A 24,818-nucleotide genomic window follows, 5' to 3' on the forward strand; every position below is an offset into this window, starting at 1 on the left:
AAAAGCCACCCGAAGGTGGCTTAAAGTTGATATCTGATTGTCTATTTGGATACGATTAATAAGTGCAATAATCGATTACGTTATTGTTATTAATATACCCATCACTGGTTGTTCAATGATAACACGTATTTCTAGGGGCTTCGCAAGAGCCCCTTTTTTATCAGCGATGAAAACCTGTCAGCCAGACATAGCGTGTATTATTTCGACCCACTTCAACGTCCGTAATTTTCTTCAAGTCACTCCATAGAAAGTCTTTGCAGATACCGAACTTGACATCAACGCGAGCGACCTTAGACGTCAGACTATGATGCGGTGTAACTTGCAGAATCTGGGCTAACTTTGCCTTACGAGTTTCTTTATCGACAATCATGATGAATCGCTGACGCTTGATTCGTTCAATGCTCCCACGAAAACCGACAGCTTTACCCGTGTTTACTATTTGTTCAAAGCTCATTTCTTCATTGTCTTTGTTGCGAGAAGGAACAACTACATAGCAATTAGTTTTCTCGATATTCATAATGACAACCCAGTTAGTTAACGTTGGTGTTATCGCTCTTGCTGGCGATAACAGCATACTATCACTGGCCTAATTAGTGTCAACATTGGTTTCTTATTAGTTACAAACAAAGGCACCTTCGGGTGCCTTATTAGAACGAGAATCCAATATCACTAGATGTTGTCTTCCATGTCTCGAATGTTATTTCGGTATCAGTTGTTAGCGGGTCTGCAAAAATACCACCGCTGAATCTGTTTGCTACCCATCTAAAACTTCTCTCATAACAAGTTATCTGGAACTGCAATGTATGTGCAACGTTAGCAGCTAAGACAAGTCCTCTGATTGGTGCAGCAAGCCATGGAGTCCAATAACTACCTGGGACGTTTTTGTTTTCACCCCAAATTTGAGATCCATTATGTAATACTCTATGTCCAGAAGAACGAGGAGAACCATAATCGCCATCGGGCTGAATACTAGCAAAAAGAGCGCCACTAGCATAAAGAACGCGATCAAACCTCTCAGCCGGAATAGTAACTGTGAGGTAAGTGACGAAAGTTCCGCCGCCTACGTCTCCGCTTATATTAGTTGATCCATATTTTCTGATAGTTTTCTTGTAGATGTCACCCTTGATCTTACTTGCTTCAATCTCACCACCGAAATAGCCGTTATTAGCAAACAAGTTACCAACATGGTCAACACGGAAGTTACCGTTATTGTTATACAAGAAGTTATGTCCAGTATTACCAGAGATATAGCCATTACCAACAGCAAGATACCCGCTAATAGCCCCGCTCTGTGCGTTGATAGCACCAGTGAAACTACCACTAGTGGCAGTGATATGGCCGCTAATCTCTGCACCGGTAGCAAACAGCTTACCAGCAGTATTAACCCTGAACGGTGCTGCACCACCAGAAGCATTACCAGCATACAAACGCCATGTACCGTCAGCACCATCTAAAGACGCAGATGTATTACCACTGCCAGCTCGGATCAAAGTGCTTGAGTTAATACTCACGCCTTGAATACTACCCGCTGTGATATTCGCTGATGTCAAGTTATCAATCAGTGCATTTCGGATTAATGTCTTGCCTGCATTGATTTCAAATACAGCTTGAGCATTAGCACCATTAGCAACACGGAATCGATCTGCTATAACGTCAAAGGTGCTCTCTGTTCCAGTGTTAGCCAGAATCAGGCCGCTTACCTTGTTATTAACGTCTAGCTTGATCTGATGCATTGCTTTAACTTTGCCATCGACACCACTAATAGCTGTGCTGTTCTGGGTGATTTCAGCATTAACACCATCAAAGCTCGCCTTAACAGCAACCTTATAATCAGCCAGTGCTTTCTTGTCGTCTGCAATAGCAGTTGCGTTAGTTGTCACATTCGCGTTTGTTTTATCGAACTCAGCATCAACAGCCACTTTATAATCAGCCAGTGCTTTCTTGTCATCGGCTACGGTAGTAGTCAGATTGGTCACATTAGCGTTTGTTTTACCGAACTCAGAAGTAACAACAAGCTTATAATCAGCCAGTGCTTTTACGTCATTAGCAATTGCAGTCTGACTAGCTGTAATCTTGGCAGTTGCATCTTTGAATCTGGTATCAACAGAGGTAGATAGTTCAGCCAGATTACCGTCAGTGCTTGCGATAGCCTGTTTATTTGTCTCAATAGCAGCGCCTTGAACCTTCACAACATCATTAGTAGTTTTGATCTCGGTAGCATTCTTGATAATGTCGGCCTTGTTGGCGTCCAGTTCTTTTCTATGCTGATCGATGTCAGTTCTACCTTTGATAATGTCAGCTTGTGCTTGATCGAGTTCTTTACCCAGACTGTCCCAGCTTTCTGTTTTAGTCAGCAGTTCATCCAGCCCTTTCATTTCAAAAGCAATAGCCTTTGAATAGCTCATGCTGTCTTTGCCGAACAGATCATAATGACCCAGCTTGACGAACCAGAATTTACCGTCATCAGGCCATAGAATCTGAATAAATCCAGTCTTACTAGTACCTTTCAGAGTCGATGCACTCGGCACAAAGTTAGCGTTAGTACCGATGTGAATTTCTGTCTGGACGTAATCATCATCAGCGGGGCTATCCCAGTTAATCAACAGATTCGCGATCTCGCCGTTAACTACTACTTCACTAGGCTGTGCTACCTGATCGTTATGAGCTTCTACCGCAACGTCCAGTGATTTGCTGTTGTCAGTCGATACAATGCGCACAACAAAGCGCAGATCGCGGGATACGCTGGCCTGTGCGTTTTGGCTGTATGTATAGACTAAGCGTGATGTTGTGCTTGTCAGCGTCTCGATGTACTTAGCTGGCTTGCCCTTGTAAACATCGATTTCGTAATAGCTCAGAACGTCACCGACATTAGAAACACCGTCATAGACAGGCAGATCTGGGATACCAGTCAAAGCCGTCTTGCTCATATCATCCCAAGCAACGATACAATCACGAGTGCTGAAATCAGCTTTCAAGCCAGTTACTTTAGGCAGTGTTACACCAGCTTTGATTTCTTTGTTATCGATTCTGACCCAATCAGATGTATTACCGAAATACGAGCGAGTCATAACACGAAAATCATAATGCCCAGCTTTCAAGCCATAGAACTGATAAGCGTCATCTTTAGTTTCATAACGAGTCCAAGCTGTATCACCTTGATCGTGACGCTTGTATTCAACAACGTTAGTATGCTCTTTCTGATAACGAGTGCTCCATTTGACAACGCAACTACCAGAGCGGGTATATCCGCTTTGTGTGAATGTCAGATCAACAGGTGATAGAACTTTCAAACTCGGAATAGCAACAGGCGGTGAAGTGATACCATCATCGGTATAGCCAGCTTCATCATAAACTAGATCGCTGTATTCAGTAGCAACGACTTTAGTAATCAATGCCTTTTCATCAACGCTAGATGTCAGACTTTGGACTCTAAACTTTGCCTTAGTCAATGCGTAATCCGGCATAGTGATTTCAAATACACCCAACACACGGAGATTTACCTTAGTGTTATCAACATCGAAACTTACCGATTTCTGTAAAGTCGCTTTACGCAAATTCTTATTTGCCAGTTTCTTAACTGTCTTGAAATCTACATCAGAACTATCTACCAAGAACGGGTACTTAAATGTCTTCTCTTTGACGTATCCATCAGCCTTGATAATTGCGCTGTTGTTCTTGTTTTTAGGTATAACATACTGATCTTTGTTGAATACAGTGGAGCCATTTACGAACTCAATCTTAACGGCGTTGTAATAGTCCCCAGAGTTAGCATTGCTCAATGAGAAGTTACCAACGATATCGCTTTCGGTGATACTAGCGGTAACTGGTGTAGCTTTATCGGCTTTTACCTTGATAACGCCATCTTCGAAATACAAAACAGCATCGGAAGAAGTAGCCATATCTACAAGAATCTTTGCATAGTCTTGTGACTGATCGATATAGCCATCAAACTTAAATCCAGTTTGATCATAGTAGTTCGCCAGTGTAACGAAGCTTGCTTTATCAACTGAATCGAGTGGCAGACCTACGCCGTAATATTCATCGATCAAATAGGTGTACATCACTGCGGCTGGGTTTCTGTAGCACTCGGTGGTGCCGTTCATCCAGATTCGTTTAGTTACGTCATCAACAGCGCCTTGAACGTCTGTAATGAAGCGTGGATCGATTACCGCGTTACCATGAATAACAGCTTCAAACTTATAGTTAGGGGAAATCAATCGGATGTTGTTATCACCGCCCTTGTTAATCCACCGTTCGATTAACATGCTTGCGCTTGCCGTTCTATCACCTCGATGATTAACAGTCCACTCACCGTCAGCGTGTGCAATAACTTCTTGGTATGCTTGCTCTTTGACTTTACCAGAGCGCAGACCCCAACCCAGATTAGGGAACTCTTGTGATTTATAGCCTAGTGTATTAACACCACTCCATTTATCGACTTGTGCGCTATTAGCATCACCATATACAGGGACGCCATCAATATAGAGTTGTTCGAATTTAAGAATCGGCCCGATGCCGAATGAATAAACTTGAGTCAGCCACTTAGTATCTGAGTTTTGAACGTTCTGCCATACCCTAAATAACTGATCCTAATAGTGCTACACCTTCACTGTTCCATAGCCATTCCCAGGGAAAGGAGACACGGTATCCATGAAGTGTTTCACTCGAGCCAGCAAGCTGGTCATCCCTCTGCACTGATGATTGCGCGTGATGGTTTCATGTAACTTGTGCCACAGCCGTTCTATGTGATTAACCCAAGGACTGTAAACTGGCTGGAATACCAGGCAGAACTTGGGGTTCTTCTTCAACCATCGCTCGGTCTGTTTGCTTTTGTGAATGATGTAGTTATCGAGGAGCAGCGTGATGGTTTTGGCTCGTCGGTAGTGGTGACGCAGTTTTTCCAGCATGGCGATAAACAGGGATGAGTTTTTCTTTATCCCGCTGACGTAAAGCACTCTTCCGTTGCCTGCATGAAGAACGCCTGCCAGGTAATGCTTGGCATTCTGCCCCGGTGTGACAACACGCTTTTGCTGCGCTCTGAACATCCAGTCGGCCCCTAATTTGGGATTGAGGTCTATATCGACTTCATCCTCATAAAACACCGGATTATCGGCATCACAACGGGCCAACGCGGCGTCGATATTCGCCATTTTCTCCTGATAGGCCGGGTCTTTTATCCGCAAGGTCGGCACGGGCCTGCGCCAGACAATACCCATACGAGGTAACCATCGACGAAGTGTGGAGGCGGCCACATTGAGCCCTGTTAACCGATTGATTTTGATAGCCAATAGTTCGGTACACCAACGGCTGCGCTGATAACCAAAATCTTGCGGAGAAAACTGCATGAGCAGCACCAGTAAGGTGACCATCTTGGCGATAGGTAAAACTGGGGCACGGCCAGCCGGTAAGGCTTCTAGTGCATCTATGCCTTCATCTCGATACCACCGAAGCCAACGACCGATGGTCGAGCGCGCAGCGCCGGTAAGGTGATGAACATCGGTGACCGTACGTCCTTCATGTAACAGCAAGATGGCCATCAAGCGACGAGCATGTCCTTTATCACGCGTGGCATGGATGATTTTGTGAATACGGCGCCGCTGTGGTCGTGGCAGGGGTGGTAGGATAGGCATCAACTCAGTCCTTTGGGTGTGGCTTGTTTTGTTTGGCGACTAATCAGATCGCACAAACTGGACTGAGTTCCCTTCCTCCTGTGATCTACTATTCGGAACAGCTATTTAGAAGCTGGGACAGAACATCTACCGAACGCAACGAGTTTTGGATCGTCTCGTCCTTTACGTTGAACGTTAGAGCCAACATCGCTCGGCCCATTCATCGCACCTGGCTTCATGCTGATTACCATAGCCAAACTGACTACAGCAGAAGCCGCACTGATTGCCGCTAGAACACCAGCGACGGTTATAGTTGCCATCTAAAAATCTCCAATTCTGATAAATCGTTAATGTGTCTGTATTTAAACGTTTCGTTTTCATCAACGCCGAATAAGTAGCCATCGAAATAAACCCCGCAATGAAATCCATAATGTATAAAGTCAAAGTCTTGAATCTCGTTCTGATTAACAGGAACACACCCAATATCGAGTAGATAATCCGCCATGTTATTCATGCCGCTATGCTTACGAAGGAACTTAATACCAGCTTTTACCGTGTCGTATTTGCCGATGATTTCTTCTAGCTTGTCGTATTCAGTGAGTTCTAAAATCAATGTGGTGCAATCAAGAACAGACGGGATTCTCACCCGTCCATTATATCGATCAAGAATATTGATCTTGTCTGTGAGGCTTAACATTACTGCCTCCACATAGCATCATCTGGCTGTTCAATGCTTGCATATTGAAAGAATAGATCGCCCGAATGGTGGAACTGATGTGTAGCGTTATTAGAACGCATGATTTCTGGCTTACGGCTCAAATCAAAGATCGATGTAGTTTCGATAGCCATGATAGCGGAGCCGTTGTTGTAATCGATTCTGACTTCCGGTGAAGCGGTGATCCCTCGGTAATATAGTTTTGCTTCTGAAACTACATTAGTGCCTTCATCATAAGTAGCTTTGTAAACTCTGATTGGCTGATCCAGAAACTTAGTGTTATTCACTACCTTGATAAAGTCGATATCGACACCAGACATAGTTAGTTTCAATCGCTTGTTGCTCAAGGTATTTTCTTCGGTGATCTTATCAATGGTAAGCAGTGCGCCATATGGCTGATAAGTCTTGCCGTTATATGTGATTTGATGGGCTGCATCTGTTAGATACATCGGCTGTCCAGTTACCTTTGTCAGATCGAGTTCAACAAGCGCACAGATAATTCCATTCATTAGATATTCTCCCATGCTGATAGTTTTACGGATGTTCCCTTTGCTAGGGTGATCTCTGTCTTGTCCTCTTCGAGACGCAATACAGGCTTTGGGTTAAAGTTCAATACAGCCGATTCAGCGACTACGTTTCTAGCAGCGGGGAAAAACTCCACGCTCTGATTCGCCTTCGCATCAGATAGCAGGGTGTGAATCTTAGAATCGTTTGGGAACGTGAATACGCTACCCGCTGGGATAGTCGAGCTAACCCCCGCTAGAGTCATAGAAGTGCCACCAACAGCGATAGGGCTCGCCACAGTCGCATTTCTGACATCGGTGTAAAGTGGGTTATACCAAGGCTTTTCGTCTAGCGAGAATCCAATGGGCATAAGATCCAGCACGAACGGATTTAAACGCCCTCTGACGTTCAGCCAGAACGCTCTAAAAGCCTTTACGTCATGATCCGTGGCTAGATATACATTCAGCTTGAAACCCATTCTATGAAGCCCACGCGAACGGGTATTAGTGGTGTAGTTGCTAGATTGAGTTAGAAGATTGGGAGTTTCTTCCATCAACTCAACGTCTGAAATTATAAAGCCGTCAGTCGGCGAATTTGTCAGAGTTTGCATGTTTGCTCCTAATAGTTATATCTCTATTTAGCAAACAGCGGGCAATAAAAAAGGCACCCGAAGGTGCCTTGATTATGCAATGTTGTTATTTTATTTAGATAGCAGGCTCGATTTTCTGCTTTGCTTCTTGCTCTTTCATCGCCATATGAGTGGCGCTATCACAAGCACACCACATGATGATGAATCCCAGAATCGGAGAAATCATCATTGATACAGCAGCCCAGCCAGCGATAGAACTTGCTTTACCAGTCTTGGAATAAGCACAACCCCCGACCCAGAAACAGATTGTAATGTAGATAGCGGAGAACAGCAGTGCAGTAATAATAGCTTCGATCATTTTAATACCTCTTTAGATTGATGTGATAAATTCAATAAGTTCGAAATCGTTGGCAAATCCACGTTCGATTTCAATTTCTGTCCCACACTCGCTGATCATAATACCCATGTATTTGATAGAACGTGGATTACTGTGATGATATTCAGAGAAGTAAACGGTCAGCGTTTCGGACTGATTATCTTGTGTTGTTACATTGAATGCCATAGTGCCGTTCAGACGTCCTACACCGCGCGTTTTATAACAAGGAACAGACTTTATATACTCTTTGATATCTTCCCGTTCTTTATTAAGATGATACATGGATTCATTGATAACTGAATCAACTCCGCATTCAAAATCATCTGAGAAGAAGTGGACATTCTTTTGTGCCAGACGCTTGTTGATCTTGCGTCCGAGTTTATTAAAGTTCATTTATATTTCTCTATTAGGCGAGTCTCCCCGTCCCTGTTGATTATAGAATAGTGATTACATCGTCAGTTGTTTCTTGATAGCACTGATCGCCATCATAGATCTCTACAGATTCGCCATTTTCATTCCAGATAGTACCGAGAATGAGGGACTTATCTTCTTTATGCTCGCTTGCATAAACTGTACTGCCGTTGACATTTAATTTCAGAGTAGCAGCGATAACTGGGATATTCTTAGACTGATCAAATTCAATCAGTTCAACGTTCATTTCACGGCGATTGAGTTCAGAGATCACAAGTTCGATCATCTGACGATATTCTTTGTTCTTAAAAATATTTAGCATATTAACTCTCGTTTAGTTCTCGTTGTTTCGACGTGGCCATACCAATCAGAACTAACCACACCGTCAAGCATTAGTTTTAAAAAGTTTAGGTTAGTTTTTCTTAGCAGCTTCGATAGCAAAGTTTCTAATGCTCAAGATGTAAGCAAATGCATGTTCAAGATCTTGTGTGAGCTTCTGCCAAGTCTTGCAAGCGTTGAATCCAGTAGCCAGATAGTTGTAAGTGCCATCACACAGCCAGAGCGCATCACCGTACCAGTGATCGGATGGTTCATCGGAGCTATCTACAGATACGGGCTCGATTTCTTGTGGGTCAAACAGATCAGTCATGCTCCAACTGAAGCGATTCAAATGATCGAAATCTAGTGTTAGTTCAATGTCATTGATCATCATCTTGCCTGTTAGATTGCCATGCTGATTAAACATCCAATCAATAGGCTCAGGTGCATAGAGTTCGGCAAGAGCTTCGGCGATGTCATAGATCTTATAAACGCCAGATTCAACACCAAATAGAACACTAAAAATAATTTCGTGGATCTGAGATGGCTTCCGGTCTTCGAATTGAGTAGTTGCAACGTTACGATTACGATCAAGGCTATACATTTGCCAGATTTCTTTACCCTTAGTGATCACGATATCTTTATCAAAGACTTTGATGCCGAACCCTGAAAGTTTGCCATCAAATCGCAATGTGATCTGGTGATAGTTGCCGCGACTCTTGATTTTAGTTTCAGTTCCAGACAAGCCGAAGCTTTGGAAGATGTCAGTGATTTCCAGTGCCAGATCGAAGCGAGTAGTAGGCAGTGATTTACGCATTACGATTTCCATTTTAGTCTCTTTAATTTAAGTTCGTTAGATGTGGCCACCTGGCCACATTCAATAATTAGTATTGGGTTCTAGTAACAGAAGTGTTTAACGGCCGATCGCATTCAGCGCGAATTTGGCACCATTGACATGGTTGATTATGGTTTCTGTTGTGAGTTTTTTTGCGTCTTCATCACATGTAGCATATACATAGCAACCATCTTTAAAAATATCTTTGCTATCCATTTTACCAGCCACTCTATGACACATGGAGAAATAGCATTCGTCCATGTTATCAAGTAAGAATGATTTAAAAATCAATGCCATTGCGGTATCTTTATCAAGATACAACCATGCGATCATACCGTCCTTAATTACTTCAAATCTAACATCTTCTAATTTATATTGATCATTAACAACACAAGCCAGCTTTATAGCATCAGCGACACCAGATTTGAAACCGCTTATAGCTTCGATCACCAAAGAAAAGAAGAATGAATCACCGAAGCACTCAGTATTGGTCAGGCGTGACTTTACTTTTTTGCCACGACAGATCTCAATTCGATTGTGATAAACACAGATTGAACCGCCATCATTTTTAACATTAGATTTGTAAGTCGGGCAGATCTCAAAATGATTTTTACGCTTAGTCAAAGTTGCACCACTGAACAGGAGGCTGTATTCAGGCTCTGAAAACTTCACTGCGATAAGCTTCGCCACTGACTCCATGTTGGATTTGTTGAAGTCGTAGGTCATTTTGAATTCTTCGTTTTGTTTGTACATTTTAGTCTCTTTAGTTTGGTTAGTGGGGCGTCTCTCCCCGATGAATTTAACTATACAGAGACTAATCAGACTAATCCAGAACTTTTAAAACAAATCGGTTAGTTTTGTTCTGACCGCCTAAAAAACAAACGATGTGATGATAAATACTCCTAAAACAGGAGTAAAACTAATGATACTAACAACCAAGACAATACCAGAGACTAAACAACGCTTATTTCTTGAGCAGAAAGGGATCTGTCCCCTATGCCAGCGTGAACTTGATACACATATAGAGAAGAATCACCTCGATCACGATCACGCGCTTGATGGTGCTCAAGCTGGACGAGTGCGCGGGTTGCTGTGTCTGTACTGCAATCCACTAGAAGGAAAGATACTGAATGAGTTCAATCGATCTGGGCTCGCCAGTCGCTCGGTGAACTACGTTCGTTATCTCCGACAACTAGCAGACTACCTAGAAGCAGATAACAGCGGTAACGCGATACACCCTCGATTGCCGACTGATCTGAAAGCAAGGTTCAAGAGACTATCTAAAGAACAGATGATCGCTGAACTATCAGCCAGGGGAATCAAGCATAGTGCCCTATCCCCTAAAGCTGATCTGATCGCTTGTTACAACAAGGCAATCAAAGACGCGATTTCAGTCTGAAAGTAACCCATCAGCCACCCCATAGAGCAGCCAAGAACGAGCGCGATTACAATTCGTACCGCTGGATTACTTGTGATGTGTTTGCCTAGTTCGATGTACTTCATAGATTACCTACCAAGCTATCGATTTCTTGATTGATGAAGTCATTACGATCATAACGGCCATTAGCCGCTGGTGCGTTGGTGTAGCGTTGCGGAACAACAGGGGTATTAGCCCCTGCTTTCAGTTCGAGTTCTGCCATACGAGCGGCCATTGCTGCCATTTGTGCTTTCAGTGCTGCCAGTTCGTCTGCTTGTTCGTTGATAACGTCAGCGTGTTGGTTCACCACTTCTTTGATTTCAACAGTAGCAACGTTGTTTTCAACAAGGGTAGATTCAACTTCAATCGGCTTAGATACTTTGTTAGCTTTGCGGCCACGAGTTTCGACTTTGCCAAAGTCTGTTTTAATACGCATAGATTTTCTCTCCGTAGTCAGGGAATTAAAGTCTTTAGAATAAGACTCATACACACTAAACCCAGCCTTATCTTTGTTCTTGGTAATCAGATAGCCGTAATGAGTTATGTAATTGCTATGCTCAACTTCGATAATATCGAACATAGAAACTGTCATAGATTTTTCGTCAAAGTAGAACCAATAGTTCTTCTCTTGTTTGATATTGTCACGTTCGAAAATGGAAGCAATAGCGCGTCTGATTGCTCTACCCTCTGCGGAACGAGTTGGGTAGCCAGCGGCTTTTAGAAGTTTGTCAAACTCGGCACAAGTCATTCTGGTGAACTCACGAATAGTATTACCGTCTTGAGATTTCAAGCTGGTTATTTCAAGATCAGTCCACTTGCCATGTTTACCATGTTTGATAATAGCGGTGGTGTTTAGATAGTAGTTTGAGGATTTCATTCTTATTATTCCTGTGCATTTGATTGAACGACATGTTCAGATCCTTATTGATTGATGAATACGACAAAACCACGACAAGCTATTGCTTTCGTGTTCATTCTCGCCCGTCAAAGCGATTTACCGTTCTAAGGTGCTCACTGTTGACGCAATGAGCAGCCCCATCATAAGGATTCAAATAACTAGGGACGTTAAATGAAATGGTGCAGAAAGCACCTTAGAACGGTAATGAATGTGTTTTGTATCTATGTGTTCATAGTAACACATAGATTTAGTAGAGTAAACTTCCCCTATATTAGTTAGACAACACGGAACCAGATTAGTTCAATATACTATATCGACTGTTTTCAGAAAAACTTTAATCTATACTCTATATAGTGATGATTTTCTGGATTTCAAGTGCTCATACACCTATGTAGTGATCTTTTTCCAGAAATAGTCAAACTAATTGTTACACTAATACACTTTATTAGTGCAAATATAGCAGCCGGAGAAACACCCTTTTCACAAAGGTAATTCCCCTAGGGAACAATGGAATGTCTAGTAATATTGTTTCTCCGGCTGCTATAACTACTCTATTTAGTAGTTAGTTTTTGGTAGTGAAAAACTGTTCAACCTTGTTCAGCAGATCCATTCTGTCTTTCACTTCCATCTTATTAGCCGATGTAGCGATGATGATAGCTTGCTGGCGATTGATGTTGAACGCCGGATATTCGCGCCCTTTCTTATCGGTGAAAGTAGTCTCTGCGATTTCAGGGAATAGATTCCTGACGCTACGGGTAACGAAACGATGTTCTCGATTCAATACTTCGGAGAGTTCGCGGGTGTTAATTTGCATTCTGTATTCCTTGTGTGTTCTGTTTCTTGTATTTAGTATCTCACGGAAATAGCAGTTTATAAACTTTGACAATAAAAAGCGCCCGAAGGCGCTTATAGGTTGGATTTACTGGCTATTAGATGCAATGTTTAAGTCGTCGTTCTTCTTCTATGGCAGTAAATTCCCGTGACTTACGCATCATTTCCGCTGTAAGCTCTGGTAAGCTCTCAAATTGCTCCACAGATCGTTCGTATATTGCTTCAAGTGAAATAATAGATGTTCTAGCGGTCAGAGAGTTCAAATAGACAAATCGTTCCAGCTGTTTAGGTAATTCCTTTTTAGCCATATACTGCTTGAATATCCATAGATAGCAATCTACAAGCTCTAGCCCTATGTTTTTAGTGCTGGATTGAAAAACTAAGGGCTTAGCTGGCATATTGCGTAGATCCATAACCGGTAATCCTGGGCCTATCTCCCACGGCTGTTCTCTTACCTGATAGTAAAACTCGCTCAACTCTTTCTGTGTGGTGTTGAACTGAGACTGTTGATCTACGATGATTTCAGCCTTTCGATTGGGTCCATTGAGACGGGAACAAATACCATGAATCACAGACTGAAAGCCTACCATGTTAGGCATTATCCGTAGCTTCTCTTTATTCTGTTTGCAGTTATATCCCAGTTCTTTGAAATTAGCGTTTGCCCATCTAAGACCATCAGTAATCAACGTCCTTGAACGTGCATCTGACAATGCATGTACACGGCTTAGTAGGGTCTGACATACTTCACTAAACAAGGCGTATGACCTATCATCGTGGGCCTCTAATCGTGCTGCCCAAGCCTTTTTAGCCAGTTCATCATCAAATAGATGTGCAAGCTTAATCAGCAAGACATATCGTAATGGTGTCCAGTATGACGACCATGTAACAGCCGGATTTAAACCTTGATCGAACGTTTGGTCATAGAATGAGATAATCGCGTGGTCTTTTTTATTCACCTGCCATATATCAAATCTAAATTTGAATCGTTTTTGTAAAGCCAGAATTTCGTCTGAAATATCAGATAGGCGTTGCATACCGAGTTCAGCAGCATGAAGGCGTTCCACCCCAAGTTTCTTTCTTAATTTCAGAATGGTTTCCGATGTCACGTCATTGAGATCGTTCTTACATGACAGAACACCATATGAAAGAACTGGCTGTGATTCATCAAACAGATTTGGTCCTGTGTGTCCGGTTTCATCGACATAGAAATACATCATTAATCCTCAATGGTTACGATTACATGAATACTATCATAATCATGACATTGATTATATTGATACTGCTCACAATAGAGCTGTCAAGATATGTATTTAGAAACCAGACAAGTCATTGCTATTAAAGTAGCAGAAAATAAAAAAGCGCCCGAAGGCGCTTTGTGCGATCAGTAATCTCAACTAGCTATTTGTTTCATTAGCAGCAAGATCAACGCAATGCTGCCTGTATGAACGCACGTATAGACCCACGCTTTATATCTAATGCTATCTATCACGCCAGCAATAGCGATGAACACAGATACAGGAACAGCCATCATGGGAACAGCGAAATACAAGAAATCAAGACTTGCTGGCACAGGCTCGTTTTTGTTCAGCGCGGTATGCAGCAAGAACAGAATCAATACACCGTACCAGACGAATACAACCTTGTGAGCTTTCGCTTTCATCAGAACGTACCTTCGATGGGAATATCAAATACCATTTCTGTTATGAATGGCTTGTAGTCATAGCCTTTGTAACGTTGCAGCAAGAACCAGCTTCTAAACGCTGTGAAGAATTCAAATCCCTTGCCCCCGTTAACGTCAAGTTCGTCAAAACCGAAGTGATCTTGAATCTGATAGCTTAGTTTACCGCGATACTGACGATCTTTGAACTCAAGTTCGGTTAGCTCTACCTTAGCCGCAAAGATGTCATGAACAGCTATCCCTAGCCCGTTGAATCTGTCTCGGCGGTCATCGAACTTAGGCAGTGATACCGTTGTATTAACCCTCTGTGTAACCGATTCTCTAGTGATAGACGGCATACTGTCGAACTGGCTAAGCAGACGCTTTATCTCCTTATCTATCTCAGCGTGAAACAGCTTCGTCGTCCTGTGCTCTTTCATCGCTTTGGTGAGTAGATCACTAGAATATTTTTCACCGCTACCGGTTTCGAATCTATCAATCAGATCATCGATAACACTACCGTATTCACCTAGCGACGATACAAACTTGCTTGCGGCTCTGAATTCGAAAAAATGGACACTAGCCGGATAAGCCAGCTCTTGAGCATTCAGCGCGAAATTATATATCTGCCCAAGACTCATTATTTAGGCAGCAGTGTAATCACCGTGCTTGAGATCATCAGCCTCATAATCATCCATCTGGTTTTTCGTGTGATAGATAACACCACGATAGCCAGGAACCGGCTTCCAGTCGTCTGTAGTAGCGACAGTAGCGAATAGCTCAGCGATGCTTTTATTACCCGATGCGACTTCACTAAACGTCTGGTACGTCTGTTCAGAGTGTTCTGGGCTCATGAACGGCATCTTCATAGACACAGCGCCTTGATCGTCAGCGACAACATAAGACGCCGGATTACCTATGAGAACGTTTGACTTCGGTGGACAACCACATTGAACCCAATCACCCTCGATAGCGACAGGGATGTTATTGATTACCACTCGTATTGATTTAATCGGCACGATAGCACCGATACCAACCTTGCAAGCCGGACAAGTCGCCTTCATCCCTATTACTGTTGTGCCTTGATTGTTCAATTGAACGTCTGGATAGCACTCTATGACAACGCCGCCGGTTGTGGTCTTGTCACCTAATCCTATAACTCTGGGCATAGAGCCTCCTTCATACTGGGAGTCTCGTTTATCATCTGATAGCAGTTTCAAGCAACTGTGAAAAACTACAGTTGCACTGATCAAAAAATGAGCGTGACACTATTTCTTGAAAACGTGACACTATTTCATTGGAGAAGCGCATGGCCATTGACCCCGACCATAATAAAACAAATACGTATCGCGCTTGCGCGCTCACGATTCGTGGCTAGTAATACTCTGAAATAGCAGTCTACAAAACCGGAACGTGGAGCGCAGCGACACGGCGGAGCGCAGCGTAGCTATCTAACGAACATCATTGAATCATTCTCTATTGAAATAGCGATGTCGCTACGCGGTGATAATTTCAGATCAGATAGCAATTGTGAGTTCGCTGCGCTCACAGTCTGGCGACTAACTTATGGTAAGAAGCAGATCACGGAGTCGTGACGCGCAGCGGCACTATCACCTTACTACTTGATAGAGATCTTACTATCAGACTACTTATTAATCAGTAGCGATAAAATAAAACTTCTTATATATCTTATATGAGAATCTAAATTGTCTTCCTTTTAGGTATCAATGAGTTAGAAACTAGCAACGAGATAGCTACGCTACGCTCCGCAGCCTACGGCTTAACCTTTCATCAAGAAGCAGTTCAGATCATCACTGACCATCGCTATCTATCAAGACCCATCACCAAACGCTACCTACCATCTTACCTGCTCGTTACCAGTCTTACCCAGTACGTACCTATTCATAAACTAGCCTGAACTCACCAATCGCTACCTATCGCTAATACCAGCCTGAGCCATGATCGGCTATCGCCTTATTTTCTCTGTGTTCGTTTTTCAACTCGCTAAATAGCTATATAACGAACATAAGGAAACATATGTCTACTCTCAAACGTGCTATCAAAGCCTCAGTATTCACCAATCTTAAAAAACGCCTTGCTACTGAAAATCAAGCTCTGATTTCATACGCTAATCCAGAAAATCAATATAACGGTATCGATACTGTTCTGAATCTGAAATGCCATCATTGCGGTAAACAACACCAGATGACCTATCGCGCTTTCGTCAGCAATAAGCAAGGCTGTTCTGAATGTCAGGGATCGCGTCCTGCTGTTCTGTATATGATGAAGATCCACGACACAGACGCTACCGAAGCAATCAAAATCGGTGTTACCTCTTCATTAGAACATCGTATGAAAGACATCGCTAATGGTACTAAACGGAAAGTGGAATTGCTCTGGACTAAAGAATATCAGAATAAATCTGCTGCTATGAAAGACGAGTCCAAGATTCTGAAAGCGATGAATGAATTCCGTATCAAGCTAAGTTTTACCACTGAGGCAGTAAAAGCCAGTGCTATGAACGTTCTGGTAACTCAACTCAAAACACTATAAGGCATCTTCGGGTGCCTATCTCTAAATAATCGTATACGTACCACATAAGGAACAAAAATGATCTCTTACACTGAATTAGCCCGTCTATGTGAAATCTCAGAAGATGTTATGTATAACATGGTAGAGCGAGTAATGGACGAACTCGATACCGATATGAATACCGAACTGAACTGCTTTGAGGCAATCGCCGTTGTGTTGTCTATCGTACCACTTGATAAAGCATTCGGTGTAATAACAGAACTAAATCAGATGTCTGGTGAACCATTCAATACAGACGAACTAAATGAAATGATCAAACAATAAGGCATCTTCGGGTGCCTTTTCTTTATCTAAATAACAGGTATCTATAAAGGAGAAATCAAATGATGCGAACAGTTCCCCTAGTAGTAGGGAAAGAATGGGTGGAAATCAAGACTGCTATTAAGTATGCCAGTGGTGATATTCTTCTGTTTAACAATAGTCTTACCTCTAATGTCCTTCTGTCTGAAACTGACATTAAGCCTAAAGCTAACGATCGTGGTGTTGTGCTATCTGGCTATGGACAATCTCGTTCAGCAATCAGTATGCCAGCCACTACCGGTACAGTGTATGCACGTTCAGAAGATGGCTTAGAGGTAGAACTCGTAATACAAACACAATAAGGAGAAGGCAATGAATCTAGTAATTGCACTGCTCAGAGGAATCAAGACACCGTGGATCAAATGGTCTATCGCTGGTGCAATCGCTTGTGCTATTGCTGCTGGTGTATTTGGTGGAGTGATTGAACCATCTGAGTTAGCGACTTACATCGCTACTATGGCAACGCTGTAAACAACGGCTCCTCTTTAAGGGGGGCTGTTTTTACAGGGCAAGATCGCGAACGTTTTTTGACCAAGAAAAACAGGTTTGACCCTGCGATCCAGCTGTGATCTTATGCTCCTTTTTCAGGAGTGCCTTCATGTCTATTGATGCTGTTTTTGCTCAGTTTTTCGATGATATTCCCGACCCTCGCCAGCATGCCAAGATTTATTATCCTTTCTACGATGTCCTGTTTCTCACCGTCTGCGCAGTGATCGGTGGCGCAGACGGCTGGGAAGATATTGAAGATTTCGGTGAGGTTCATCTTCCTTGGTTTCAATCCAAGGGGCTGTTTAAAAATGGTATTCCTGTCCATGACACCATCGCCAGGATCATCTCCGGTATCAAACCAGAGCCGTTTCAGGCCGCGTTCGTACGTTGGACTCAAGCCATCAACCAGCACACCGAAGGCGCCTTGGTCGCTATCGATGGCAAAACCCTGCGCAGTTCCTATAACCGTGAAGATCGAACGTCGACCATTCACATGGTAAGCGCCTATGCCGCCGCTAATAAACTGGTGCTCGGACAGATAAAAACCGACGCCAAGTCCAATGAAATCACCGCCATTCCCGACTTGTTGGCGTTGCTCGACATCAAAGGCTGCCTGGTATCCATCGATGCGATGGGGTGCCAAACCGAGATCGTCGAGACCATCCTCCAGCAAAGTGGCGATTACTTGTTGGCCGTCAAAGGCAACCAGCCCAAGTTGTTCGAGGCGGTCCGGCAAGCCCTGGCCCCGCTGGCGGCTACCCCATTATGCGCAGCAACGATGACACTTGATAAGGCTCATGGGCGCATCGATGGTCGTGAGTACCATATCATGGCGGCGGGTGAGTTAGCTGCCCAGTTTCCTCATTGGGAACAGTTGTGCAGCATTGGCGTGGCCATCTCTTATCGCATTGAAAAAATGGAAAAAATCACTCTTGAACAGCGTTATTACATCAGTTCCAAAGCGCTGACGCGGGATGAGTTTTCACGAGCGGTACGTGGGCACTGGGCCATCGAAAATAGCCTGCACTGGGTGCTGGACGTCACGATGGGCGAGGACGATTGCCCAATTTATCGCGGTGATGCCGCAGAGATCCTTGCGTGCATCCGGCACATGGGGCTGAACATGCTCAGGGCTGAAACTTCACGCAAAGCGAGCATCAGACGGAAGCAAAAGATTGCAGGAATGAGCAGTGAATACCTGGAAAAGGTACTCAATGCTGGCCTCAACAAATTGGGTGAATTTTAACAATATGTTCACGCTCTCGCCCTGGCTGTTTTTATTTTGAACACGAAAACTATCATAACCACACGTCTCTAGTTTTCACGCTAATTTTAGTTTGAAATGTTTTTTCTCTGACTGTGTTTTCACCTCTAAGCCACCTTCGGGTGGCTTTTTTATTGCCCGTTAATCGCTAAATACAATAAAGGAGTTACCTATGAAAAAACTATGTTCACACCCTGGCTGTCATGTCGTCTTTAATGGTTCTGGATTCAAATGTCCGATACATCGTCCAGTGAAATGCCGCGAGCCAAATAGAAATATGAAGTTTTATAACTCTAAAGGCTGGAAAACTTTATCACAGATGCACAGACAGGAATATCCAATCTGTGAGTGGTGCAATAGAAATCTGGCCGTTGAAGTCGATCACCATCTTGAAATAGAGAATGACGAACTGAAAGAGTTCTGTCGGGACGATAACAATCTGGTATCTGTGTGTAAATCTTGCCACATAACAAAGGGTATTCAAATCAGAAAACTTACTCAAAAAGGAAATATCAATGCATTACGTAACTGGCTTATTCAAAGCCATCCGAGAACTGCCGAATCGGATTATCTCAAAATGGCAGCAATCACGCTCCAATCGAGCGGAGACTAAATTTAAATCTCAGTGCGTAGTAATCCCATTCGAGGGAGTAACTATCAATCAGGTGCTCGCCTATAACGGCATGTTGTATCGCTGCTTCATCACTGAGTCTGATTTCTACATCGTGGATTTCAATAACGATACCGTGAGAGACACCAGAACTATTATCGCTATCTTGCAACTGGTGAGAAAGAATATTAAGGAGCCGAAATGTCAGTAATCTATATGCCGCAAGGGGTGAATGTTATCTATAAAAAGATCTTGGCTACCCTCAAGAAAGAACGAGAGATTAAAAAGTCAGATCTGGATGCAATCGCTTTGCTTGCCCAAAACATCATCTATTACCAAGACGCTAACAGAACTATTGATGAACACGGATTCATGATCACAAGTACCACAGAAAAGGGTACGACTATTAAGCAGAACCCTGCCTGTATCGCCGCTGATAATGCACAGCGAATGATGGTGCGATTAATGGAACAACTGATGATGACACCGAAATCTAAAGTTCTAGCTGACGGACGTTCTGAACTCAAAGAGGAAGAAGTTGATCCTATTGCTGCTGCTCTACTCAACTTGAAGAAGAAGAGGGAGAAAAATGGAACTTAACGATCTCAACATCAGGGCAATAAAGCCGGAGTTGGTAGATCGTTATGGGCACAGTATTCAAGGGGACTATTTTCAAGGGATCGAATCTGCTTACCAATATTGCTTTGATGTTCTTACACACAAACGACATAGCGGCCAAGCTGAATACAACGCTTGTCAACGCTTTCTAAACGATCTGAATAGGGTAGATATCAAACTAGATCTGGATCTCGTGGAGTTCGTTCTAATCGTTGCCAATAGCTTACGACACCCTAAAGGGCCTATTGCTGGCGAGCCGTTCTATCTACTACCGTTCATGGTGTTTATTCTGTCTCAAATGTTCGGTTGGCATTACACAAACGAAGCTCGTGAAACATTACGTGGTCAACGCCGCTTTATTAAAACGTTCTGGGCTGTTGCTCGCGGTAACTCTAAGACTGTAGTTGGTGCCGTTGCCAGTATTGTAAACATGCTGCTAAACGAGAACGGTAATCCAATCGGTACATGTTCAGCACCAGTACAAAAGCAATCTAGGATCTCTTTCGAAGATATCAGCACAATGATCCAGAAAGCCAGCCCTAGTATTAGAAAACGCTTTGACTGTCTGAGTAATGAAATCAGGGTTAAAGGTGGCGGGAAAATAATCCCAACATCTAGCGAATCAAAAAACTTAGACGGCTTCCGTATTGCAGGACTCGCCCTATGTGACGAAATTCACGCGCACCCAGATAGCTCTATTATCGATGTTCTATCTACTGGTATGCAGTCCAGTAAAGACCCACAGCTCCTGATGATTACTACCGCTGGTATTGATACTCAGAGTTATGGACGGGAAATGTTTGATTATGCCTGTTCTATTGCGGCTGGTGAAATCGAGAACGATAGATTCCTGTCAGTTGTGTATGCAGTCGATAAAGCTGATGAAGCGAATTGGAGAGATGAAAGCGTTTGGGCTAAGGCTAACCCCGCATTGGGTCACGCTGTTGGATTAGAAGCATTACGCGCTGCCTGTGTTGAGGCTGATCGTTCTGAGAGTGCAAGAGCTAACTTTCTAACTAAGCACCTTAACGTTTGGGTTGATTTCTCCGAAGCTGGATTTATCGCTGCTATCGATCTAATTGAATGCAGAGATCACGATCTTTCTATTGATGACTTCAAAGGCGAAGATTGTTACATCGGACTGGACTTGGCATCAGTTAGCGATCTATCTGCATTGACTTACCTTTTCCCTAAAAACGATAAGCTTTATGTATTTCAACGAAGTTATTTGCCTCGTTCTGCATTGACAGGATTAAAGGAAAAGGACTCAGCTCGTTATTACAACGCACAGAAAGCAGGTGAACTTATTCTGACTGAATCGGAAGTTACCGACATGGAATATATTAAGTCAGACATTGTAAGAGCCACTAAAACTTATAACGTCAAAGGGCTGGCGTGTGACGCTGCCGCTGGCGGCGTTCGATTCTCTGCTGAAATGATGGACGAATACGGGATAGAAATGATCTCAGTTAAACAGGGGTTTGGCTTGTCAGATAGTGCTATTAGATTTCAGACAAGGATCAAAGAACGAACCCTAGTTTATAACGATTCAATCTATGAATGGGCTTGTGTTAATGCTCTTGTGAAAATCGGCACGTTCGATGATCTATTTGTTCACCGCCCAATGGATAGCACAAAGAAAATTGACCCGCTTATAAGCTCCCTGATTGCTTTGTCTATGATTGACGATGGCGAATCAAACGACATCTTTGTCGGGTTCATTTAAAGATAACACTAAATAGCTGTATACCTTATAGCTATAGGAGTTATCGATGTACAACCTACGAACAAAGAGCGACTTTGTAGATCTTGGTTCGTTCATTCTTGGTGGGACTAATGTTTCTCAGAGAATGAAAGATCCAACCGTCAACGCTTGCGCCCGTATTATTAGCCATGCATTAAGCGGCATCCCGTTCTATGCATACAAGAATAAAAAACTTTATCAGCCTACCGTCATGAACGTTAGCCGAACCCCGAACACCTATCAGACACAATCTGATCTAATGGGGCAAATCGGCTATTTGCTCGCTATTCACCAACAGTGTTTCTTAAAAGTGGAAGTTCTTGGCGGTAGATTGGTATCCATTGAATGCTTGGAACAGCCAAATCAAATCTCTGTTTCTAAAACTCGTTCTGGACTTGTTTATGCAGGCACAGACAATTTTGGGAACATTGTTAAGTCCGAACAGATTCTTCACATTAAGCTAAGTGGCAATAGTATCACTCAAGCTTTCGATTATCTGGACTCGGCAAAATCAAGTATCGAGTTATCACTAAATAGCCTTGAAAACGCTTCGAAATATTACAAAAGCGTCGGAAATCCCCGCGCTGGTGGGTTCATAACATTCCAAGGTAAGCTCAATCAGGAGACTTACACAGCTTTTAGAAAGCGATTTAATGAAAATCCAGACGGTGACGGCGCTCTTGTAGTATTAGATAACGGCGCATCTTTTGTGCCAAATACTACTAACTTACAACAAAGCCAATTCGTGGAATCTCGCGTTAGTTCAACTCGCGAAATTGCATCGATGATGGGTGTCCCGCTTGCTCTATTGAATATGCAGGACAGTAATCTCAAATCCCAAGAAGAAGTTATTAAGAACTTTTTTACTATGACTATCGGCCCGATGCTGAAAGTTATCGAGGAAAAACTTAATAGCAAACAAACACCTCAGCATGAAATTAGATTCGATACTACCGGATTCCTACGTGCTGACGCTAAAACAATGGCTGACGTTGCTGGCTCACTTCTGACTAAAGGCATTATCTCGATTAATGACGCTCGCGAAATGATTGGCGAAGAACCGTTAGATAATGGCGATTTACACGCTATCGAGACAAATAACCTTCGGTTTGGGCGTTTGGAGGATCTTCTAAATAACAGTACATCGGAACAAGTCGTTCCTGATAATACTGGAGACCCTTCAAATGAATCACCAACTGCGAGTGAAGTTAAATAACTTTACCGAGTCAGAACAAGAAACTGGTGTATTTGAAGCGTACGGCAACGTTAAGTGGGTAGTTGATAGCTATCGAGAAGTTGCCGTTGATGGCGCATTTAAGAAATCAATCGCTCGTCATAAATCAGAAGGCACTATGCCGAAGATGTTGTGGAATCACAATCCCGATATCGTAATCGGCAAATGGCTTGAAATGGAAGAAGACGATCATGGATTAAAGGTTAAAGGCCAACTTGCTTTAAATACTCAGCGCGGACGCGAAACATACGAGCTATTAAAAATGGGTGCTCTCGATGCATTGAGCATTGGGTTTACTGCACCTAAAGAAAGCTATGGCGCTAAAGACGATGTTACTTATCTGGAAGAGATCGATCTCTACGAGGTAAGCGTTGTTACTTTCCCTGCTAATAAGCAATCAACAGTTACCTCTGTTAAATCCGAGGAAATTGAAGAACTAAATACATCAGAAGAAGAACAAGAACAACCCGCAGAAACTTCCCCTGAAACCCAGCCAGAAGTATCTGAACAAACTGAAATCGTTGAGCCTGTTATTCATCAGAAGTCATTCGCGGAGATTTTTGCAGACGCAAAGATCAAGGCAACTATTTCCCTGATTTCCAAAAAAATCATTCGGGAATAACTCACTAAATAACACAAATACAGCACTCGCTGTTGGGTGCTGATTTACCTATTCATAAACTAAGGGGTATTAGAAATGGAAAAAGAACTTGAGCAACTGCTGGCTGGCCAAACTGAGCAAGCCGAACTGATTTCTAAACTGAAATCTGAGCTAGTTGAGCTGAAAGAAAAAGGCGTTGATCCGAAAGCACAATCTAAAGAACTGCGTCAGAAGTTTTTCGAACTGATCAAAACTGGCGAAGCTGCTATTGAAAATGGTCGTGTTAAAGCTGATCGTCTGGGTCAAAACGGTGATCTGATTATCGCTGATGTTAATCAGCGACATCGTTAAGCGTATGCGTGAATCCAGTGAACTGGTATCCATGTTTGGTCGTGAGCAATCAGCAAACACCGATTATTCTCGCCGTGTTGCTAAAGGCAAAGTCGCTACTTATTGGGATGGCACTACCGCTACTGCTGGCGCTCCTGAACTGGTAGTTGTCAAAATGACTTCCGGTAAACTGATTTCTACCCCAGAAGTACACGAAGATCAGATGGCTGATGCTTTCTTCGCTGCTGAATCTTTCCTGATGGAAGAAGTAACTGCCGAAGTCGGTGATGTTTCCGCTAATGCAATTCTGGCTGGTGACGGTGCTAATAAGCCGATGGGCTTTATTAATTATTTCACCAAAGAAGAAGGCGTTAAAGCACTGGCTGATCGTAAAGTAGATCATTTCCGTGTTATCGCTAAAGCTGATGGCGAAGAACTGGTAGACACCCTGCGTAAAATGGTAATCGAACTGCCATCTGCTTATAAAGGCCGCGCTAAGTTCGTTATGTCTGTTCATGCCTACGAACTGATCTCCAAAGAGAAATACACCACTGGCGAAAGCGTTATTCAACGTGATCCGAACGGTGCTGTTGCTGGTCGTCTGCACGGCTACGATATCGTGGTAGATCGTCTGCTGCCTGATACCGCTCCTGTAATGTTCGGTGATTATCAAGCTGCTTTCGCAGTTGTTGAACTGCCGAATCACATGACTATGCAGCGTAACCCATACGTTAAGGACTTTATGGTTCGTTTCGTAATCGGTATGCGTCTGGGTACTATCACCAAAGCAAATGACGCTGTTGTTGGTATGTTCCTGGCTTAATTGCCAATAAGGGAGAGAACGGTTCTCTCCCTTTTTCTTTATAAGGGGATACC

30 protein-coding genes are annotated in these 24,818 nt (G+C 43.1%); 13 read left to right on the forward strand and 17 right to left on the reverse strand.

Annotated elements, in window-relative coordinates; all coding sequences use genetic code 11:
- Positions 1-160 precede the first annotated feature (160 nt).
- From WJM78_RS11725 to WJM78_RS11775, 11 genes are all read right to left on the reverse strand, one after another.
- Positions 161-517 carry a hypothetical protein gene (locus WJM78_RS11725; RefSeq protein WP_331484940.1) on the reverse strand — a complete coding sequence of 119 codons (357 nt, stop codon included), beginning with the start codon at positions 515-517 and terminating at the stop codon, positions 161-163.
- A gap of 130 nt (positions 518-647) precedes the next feature.
- Positions 648-4,265, reverse strand: a complete 3,618-nt coding sequence (locus WJM78_RS11730) for a phage tail tip fiber protein (protein WP_339009386.1) — start codon at positions 4,263-4,265, stop codon at positions 648-650.
- 333 nt (positions 4,266-4,598) lie between these two features.
- Positions 4,599-5,630, reverse strand: a complete 1,032-nt coding sequence (locus WJM78_RS11735) for an IS630 family transposase (protein ID WP_339009389.1) — start codon at positions 5,628-5,630, stop codon at positions 4,599-4,601.
- Positions 5,631-5,916: 286 nt separating this feature from the next.
- Positions 5,917-6,306: a hypothetical protein gene (locus WJM78_RS11740; protein WP_339009391.1), complete on the reverse strand. Its 390-nt coding sequence runs from the start codon at positions 6,304-6,306 to the stop codon at positions 5,917-5,919.
- The gene (locus WJM78_RS11745) at positions 6,306-6,833 is read right to left on the reverse strand and encodes a hypothetical protein (RefSeq protein WP_339009393.1); all 528 of its coding nucleotides are present in this window, start codon (positions 6,831-6,833) and stop codon (positions 6,306-6,308) included. Before WJM78_RS11745 ends, WJM78_RS11740 begins: the two co-directional genes overlap by 1 nt.
- Entirely contained in the window at positions 6,833-7,438 is a 606-nt protein-coding gene (locus WJM78_RS11750) for a hypothetical protein (RefSeq protein WP_339009395.1), read from the reverse strand. The genes WJM78_RS11745 and WJM78_RS11750 overlap by 1 nt, the downstream gene beginning before the upstream one ends.
- 94 nt (positions 7,439-7,532) lie before the next feature.
- The gene (locus tag WJM78_RS11755) at positions 7,533-7,775 is read right to left on the reverse strand and encodes a hypothetical protein (protein WP_339009397.1); all 243 of its coding nucleotides are present in this window, start codon (positions 7,773-7,775) and stop codon (positions 7,533-7,535) included.
- Positions 7,776-7,787: 12 nt separating this feature from the next.
- Positions 7,788-8,186, reverse strand: a complete 399-nt coding sequence (locus WJM78_RS11760; protein WP_339009399.1) for a hypothetical protein — start codon at positions 8,184-8,186, stop codon at positions 7,788-7,790.
- A gap of 40 nt (positions 8,187-8,226) precedes the next feature.
- Positions 8,227-8,526 (reverse strand): hypothetical protein, encoded by a 300-nt coding sequence (locus tag WJM78_RS11765; protein ID WP_339009401.1) that lies wholly within the window; start codon positions 8,524-8,526, stop codon positions 8,227-8,229.
- Positions 8,527-8,616: 90 nt separating this feature from the next.
- On the reverse strand, positions 8,617-9,339 hold the full coding sequence (locus WJM78_RS11770) for a hypothetical protein (protein ID WP_339009403.1): 723 nt from the start codon (positions 9,337-9,339) through the stop codon (positions 8,617-8,619).
- A gap of 96 nt (positions 9,340-9,435) precedes the next feature.
- Positions 9,436-10,110 carry a hypothetical protein gene (locus WJM78_RS11775; protein ID WP_339009404.1) on the reverse strand — a complete coding sequence of 225 codons (675 nt, stop codon included), beginning with the start codon at positions 10,108-10,110 and terminating at the stop codon, positions 9,436-9,438.
- 169 nt (positions 10,111-10,279) lie between these two features.
- On the opposite strand from WJM78_RS11775, the gene WJM78_RS11780 reads away from it, so the two are divergent.
- Positions 10,280-10,756: an endonuclease domain-containing protein gene (locus tag WJM78_RS11780; RefSeq protein WP_339009406.1), complete on the forward strand. Its 477-nt coding sequence runs from the start codon at positions 10,280-10,282 to the stop codon at positions 10,754-10,756.
- Positions 10,757-10,856: 100 nt separating this feature from the next.
- Here the strand turns inward: WJM78_RS11780 and WJM78_RS11785 are convergent, their stop codons facing one another.
- From WJM78_RS11785 to WJM78_RS11810, 6 genes are all read right to left on the reverse strand, one after another.
- Entirely contained in the window at positions 10,857-11,651 is a 795-nt protein-coding gene (locus WJM78_RS11785; RefSeq protein WP_339009407.1) for a hypothetical protein, read from the reverse strand.
- 583 nt (positions 11,652-12,234) lie between these two features.
- Positions 12,235-12,486 carry a Rha family transcriptional regulator gene (locus WJM78_RS11790; protein WP_339009408.1) on the reverse strand — a complete coding sequence of 84 codons (252 nt, stop codon included), beginning with the start codon at positions 12,484-12,486 and terminating at the stop codon, positions 12,235-12,237.
- Positions 12,487-12,601: 115 nt separating this feature from the next.
- Positions 12,602-13,720, reverse strand: a complete 1,119-nt coding sequence (locus WJM78_RS11795) for a DUF3800 domain-containing protein (protein ID WP_339009409.1) — start codon at positions 13,718-13,720, stop codon at positions 12,602-12,604.
- A gap of 173 nt (positions 13,721-13,893) precedes the next feature.
- Positions 13,894-14,163 (reverse strand): hypothetical protein, encoded by a 270-nt coding sequence (locus WJM78_RS11800; protein ID WP_339009411.1) that lies wholly within the window; start codon positions 14,161-14,163, stop codon positions 13,894-13,896.
- Complete coding sequence (locus WJM78_RS11805) at positions 14,163-14,801, reverse strand: DUF3289 family protein (protein ID WP_339009414.1); 639 nt, start codon at positions 14,799-14,801, stop codon at positions 14,163-14,165. The genes WJM78_RS11800 and WJM78_RS11805 overlap by 1 nt, the downstream gene beginning before the upstream one ends.
- Positions 14,802-14,804: 3 nt before the next feature.
- On the reverse strand, positions 14,805-15,329 hold the full coding sequence (locus WJM78_RS11810) for a PAAR domain-containing protein (RefSeq protein ID WP_339009416.1): 525 nt from the start codon (positions 15,327-15,329) through the stop codon (positions 14,805-14,807).
- Positions 15,330-16,197: 868 nt separating this feature from the next.
- On the opposite strand from WJM78_RS11810, the gene WJM78_RS11815 reads away from it, so the two are divergent.
- The 12 genes from WJM78_RS11815 to WJM78_RS11870 all read left to right on the forward strand — a co-directional run bounded on the left by WJM78_RS11815 (position 16,198) and on the right by WJM78_RS11870 (position 24,765).
- The gene (locus WJM78_RS11815; RefSeq protein WP_339009418.1) at positions 16,198-16,713 is read left to right on the forward strand and encodes a GIY-YIG nuclease family protein; all 516 of its coding nucleotides are present in this window, start codon (positions 16,198-16,200) and stop codon (positions 16,711-16,713) included.
- A 57-nt stretch (positions 16,714-16,770) separates the two neighbouring features.
- Positions 16,771-17,016, forward strand: coding sequence for a hypothetical protein (locus tag WJM78_RS11820; RefSeq protein ID WP_339009420.1), 246 nt, complete (start codon positions 16,771-16,773; stop codon positions 17,014-17,016).
- Positions 17,017-17,075: 59 nt separating this feature from the next.
- On the forward strand, positions 17,076-17,354 hold the full coding sequence (locus WJM78_RS11825) for a hypothetical protein (protein WP_339009422.1): 279 nt from the start codon (positions 17,076-17,078) through the stop codon (positions 17,352-17,354).
- A gap of 10 nt (positions 17,355-17,364) precedes the next feature.
- Entirely contained in the window at positions 17,365-17,523 is a 159-nt protein-coding gene (locus WJM78_RS11830; RefSeq protein WP_339009425.1) for a hypothetical protein, read from the forward strand.
- Between the two features lie 127 nt (positions 17,524-17,650).
- The gene (locus WJM78_RS11835; RefSeq protein ID WP_339009338.1) at positions 17,651-18,787 is read left to right on the forward strand and encodes an ISAs1-like element ISKpn31 family transposase; all 1,137 of its coding nucleotides are present in this window, start codon (positions 17,651-17,653) and stop codon (positions 18,785-18,787) included.
- Positions 18,788-18,977: 190 nt separating this feature from the next.
- Positions 18,978-19,418, forward strand: coding sequence for a hypothetical protein (locus tag WJM78_RS11840; RefSeq protein WP_339009427.1), 441 nt, complete (start codon positions 18,978-18,980; stop codon positions 19,416-19,418).
- Between the two features lie 198 nt (positions 19,419-19,616).
- On the forward strand, positions 19,617-20,015 hold the full coding sequence (locus tag WJM78_RS11845; RefSeq protein WP_339009430.1) for a P27 family phage terminase small subunit: 399 nt from the start codon (positions 19,617-19,619) through the stop codon (positions 20,013-20,015).
- Positions 20,005-21,759, forward strand: coding sequence for a terminase large subunit (locus WJM78_RS11850; RefSeq protein ID WP_339009432.1), 1,755 nt, complete (start codon positions 20,005-20,007; stop codon positions 21,757-21,759). Before WJM78_RS11845 ends, WJM78_RS11850 begins: the two co-directional genes overlap by 11 nt.
- Before the next feature lie 46 nt (positions 21,760-21,805).
- On the forward strand, positions 21,806-22,993 hold the full coding sequence (locus WJM78_RS11855) for a phage portal protein (protein ID WP_339009434.1): 1,188 nt from the start codon (positions 21,806-21,808) through the stop codon (positions 22,991-22,993).
- Complete coding sequence (locus tag WJM78_RS11860) at positions 22,962-23,633, forward strand: HK97 family phage prohead protease (RefSeq protein WP_339009437.1); 672 nt, start codon at positions 22,962-22,964, stop codon at positions 23,631-23,633. Before WJM78_RS11855 ends, WJM78_RS11860 begins: the two co-directional genes overlap by 32 nt.
- 75 nt (positions 23,634-23,708) lie before the next feature.
- A complete protein-coding gene (locus WJM78_RS11865) occupies positions 23,709-23,963 on the forward strand; it encodes a hypothetical protein (RefSeq protein WP_339009440.1) in 255 nt (84 codons plus the stop codon).
- Complete coding sequence (locus tag WJM78_RS11870; protein ID WP_339009442.1) at positions 23,941-24,765, forward strand: phage major capsid protein; 825 nt, start codon at positions 23,941-23,943, stop codon at positions 24,763-24,765. Before WJM78_RS11865 ends, WJM78_RS11870 begins: the two co-directional genes overlap by 23 nt.
- The last annotated feature ends 53 nt before the right edge of the window (positions 24,766-24,818 follow it).

The organism is Aeromonas popoffii, assembly GCF_037818705.1.
GTDB lineage: Bacteria > Pseudomonadota > Gammaproteobacteria > Enterobacterales > Aeromonadaceae > Aeromonas > Aeromonas popoffii.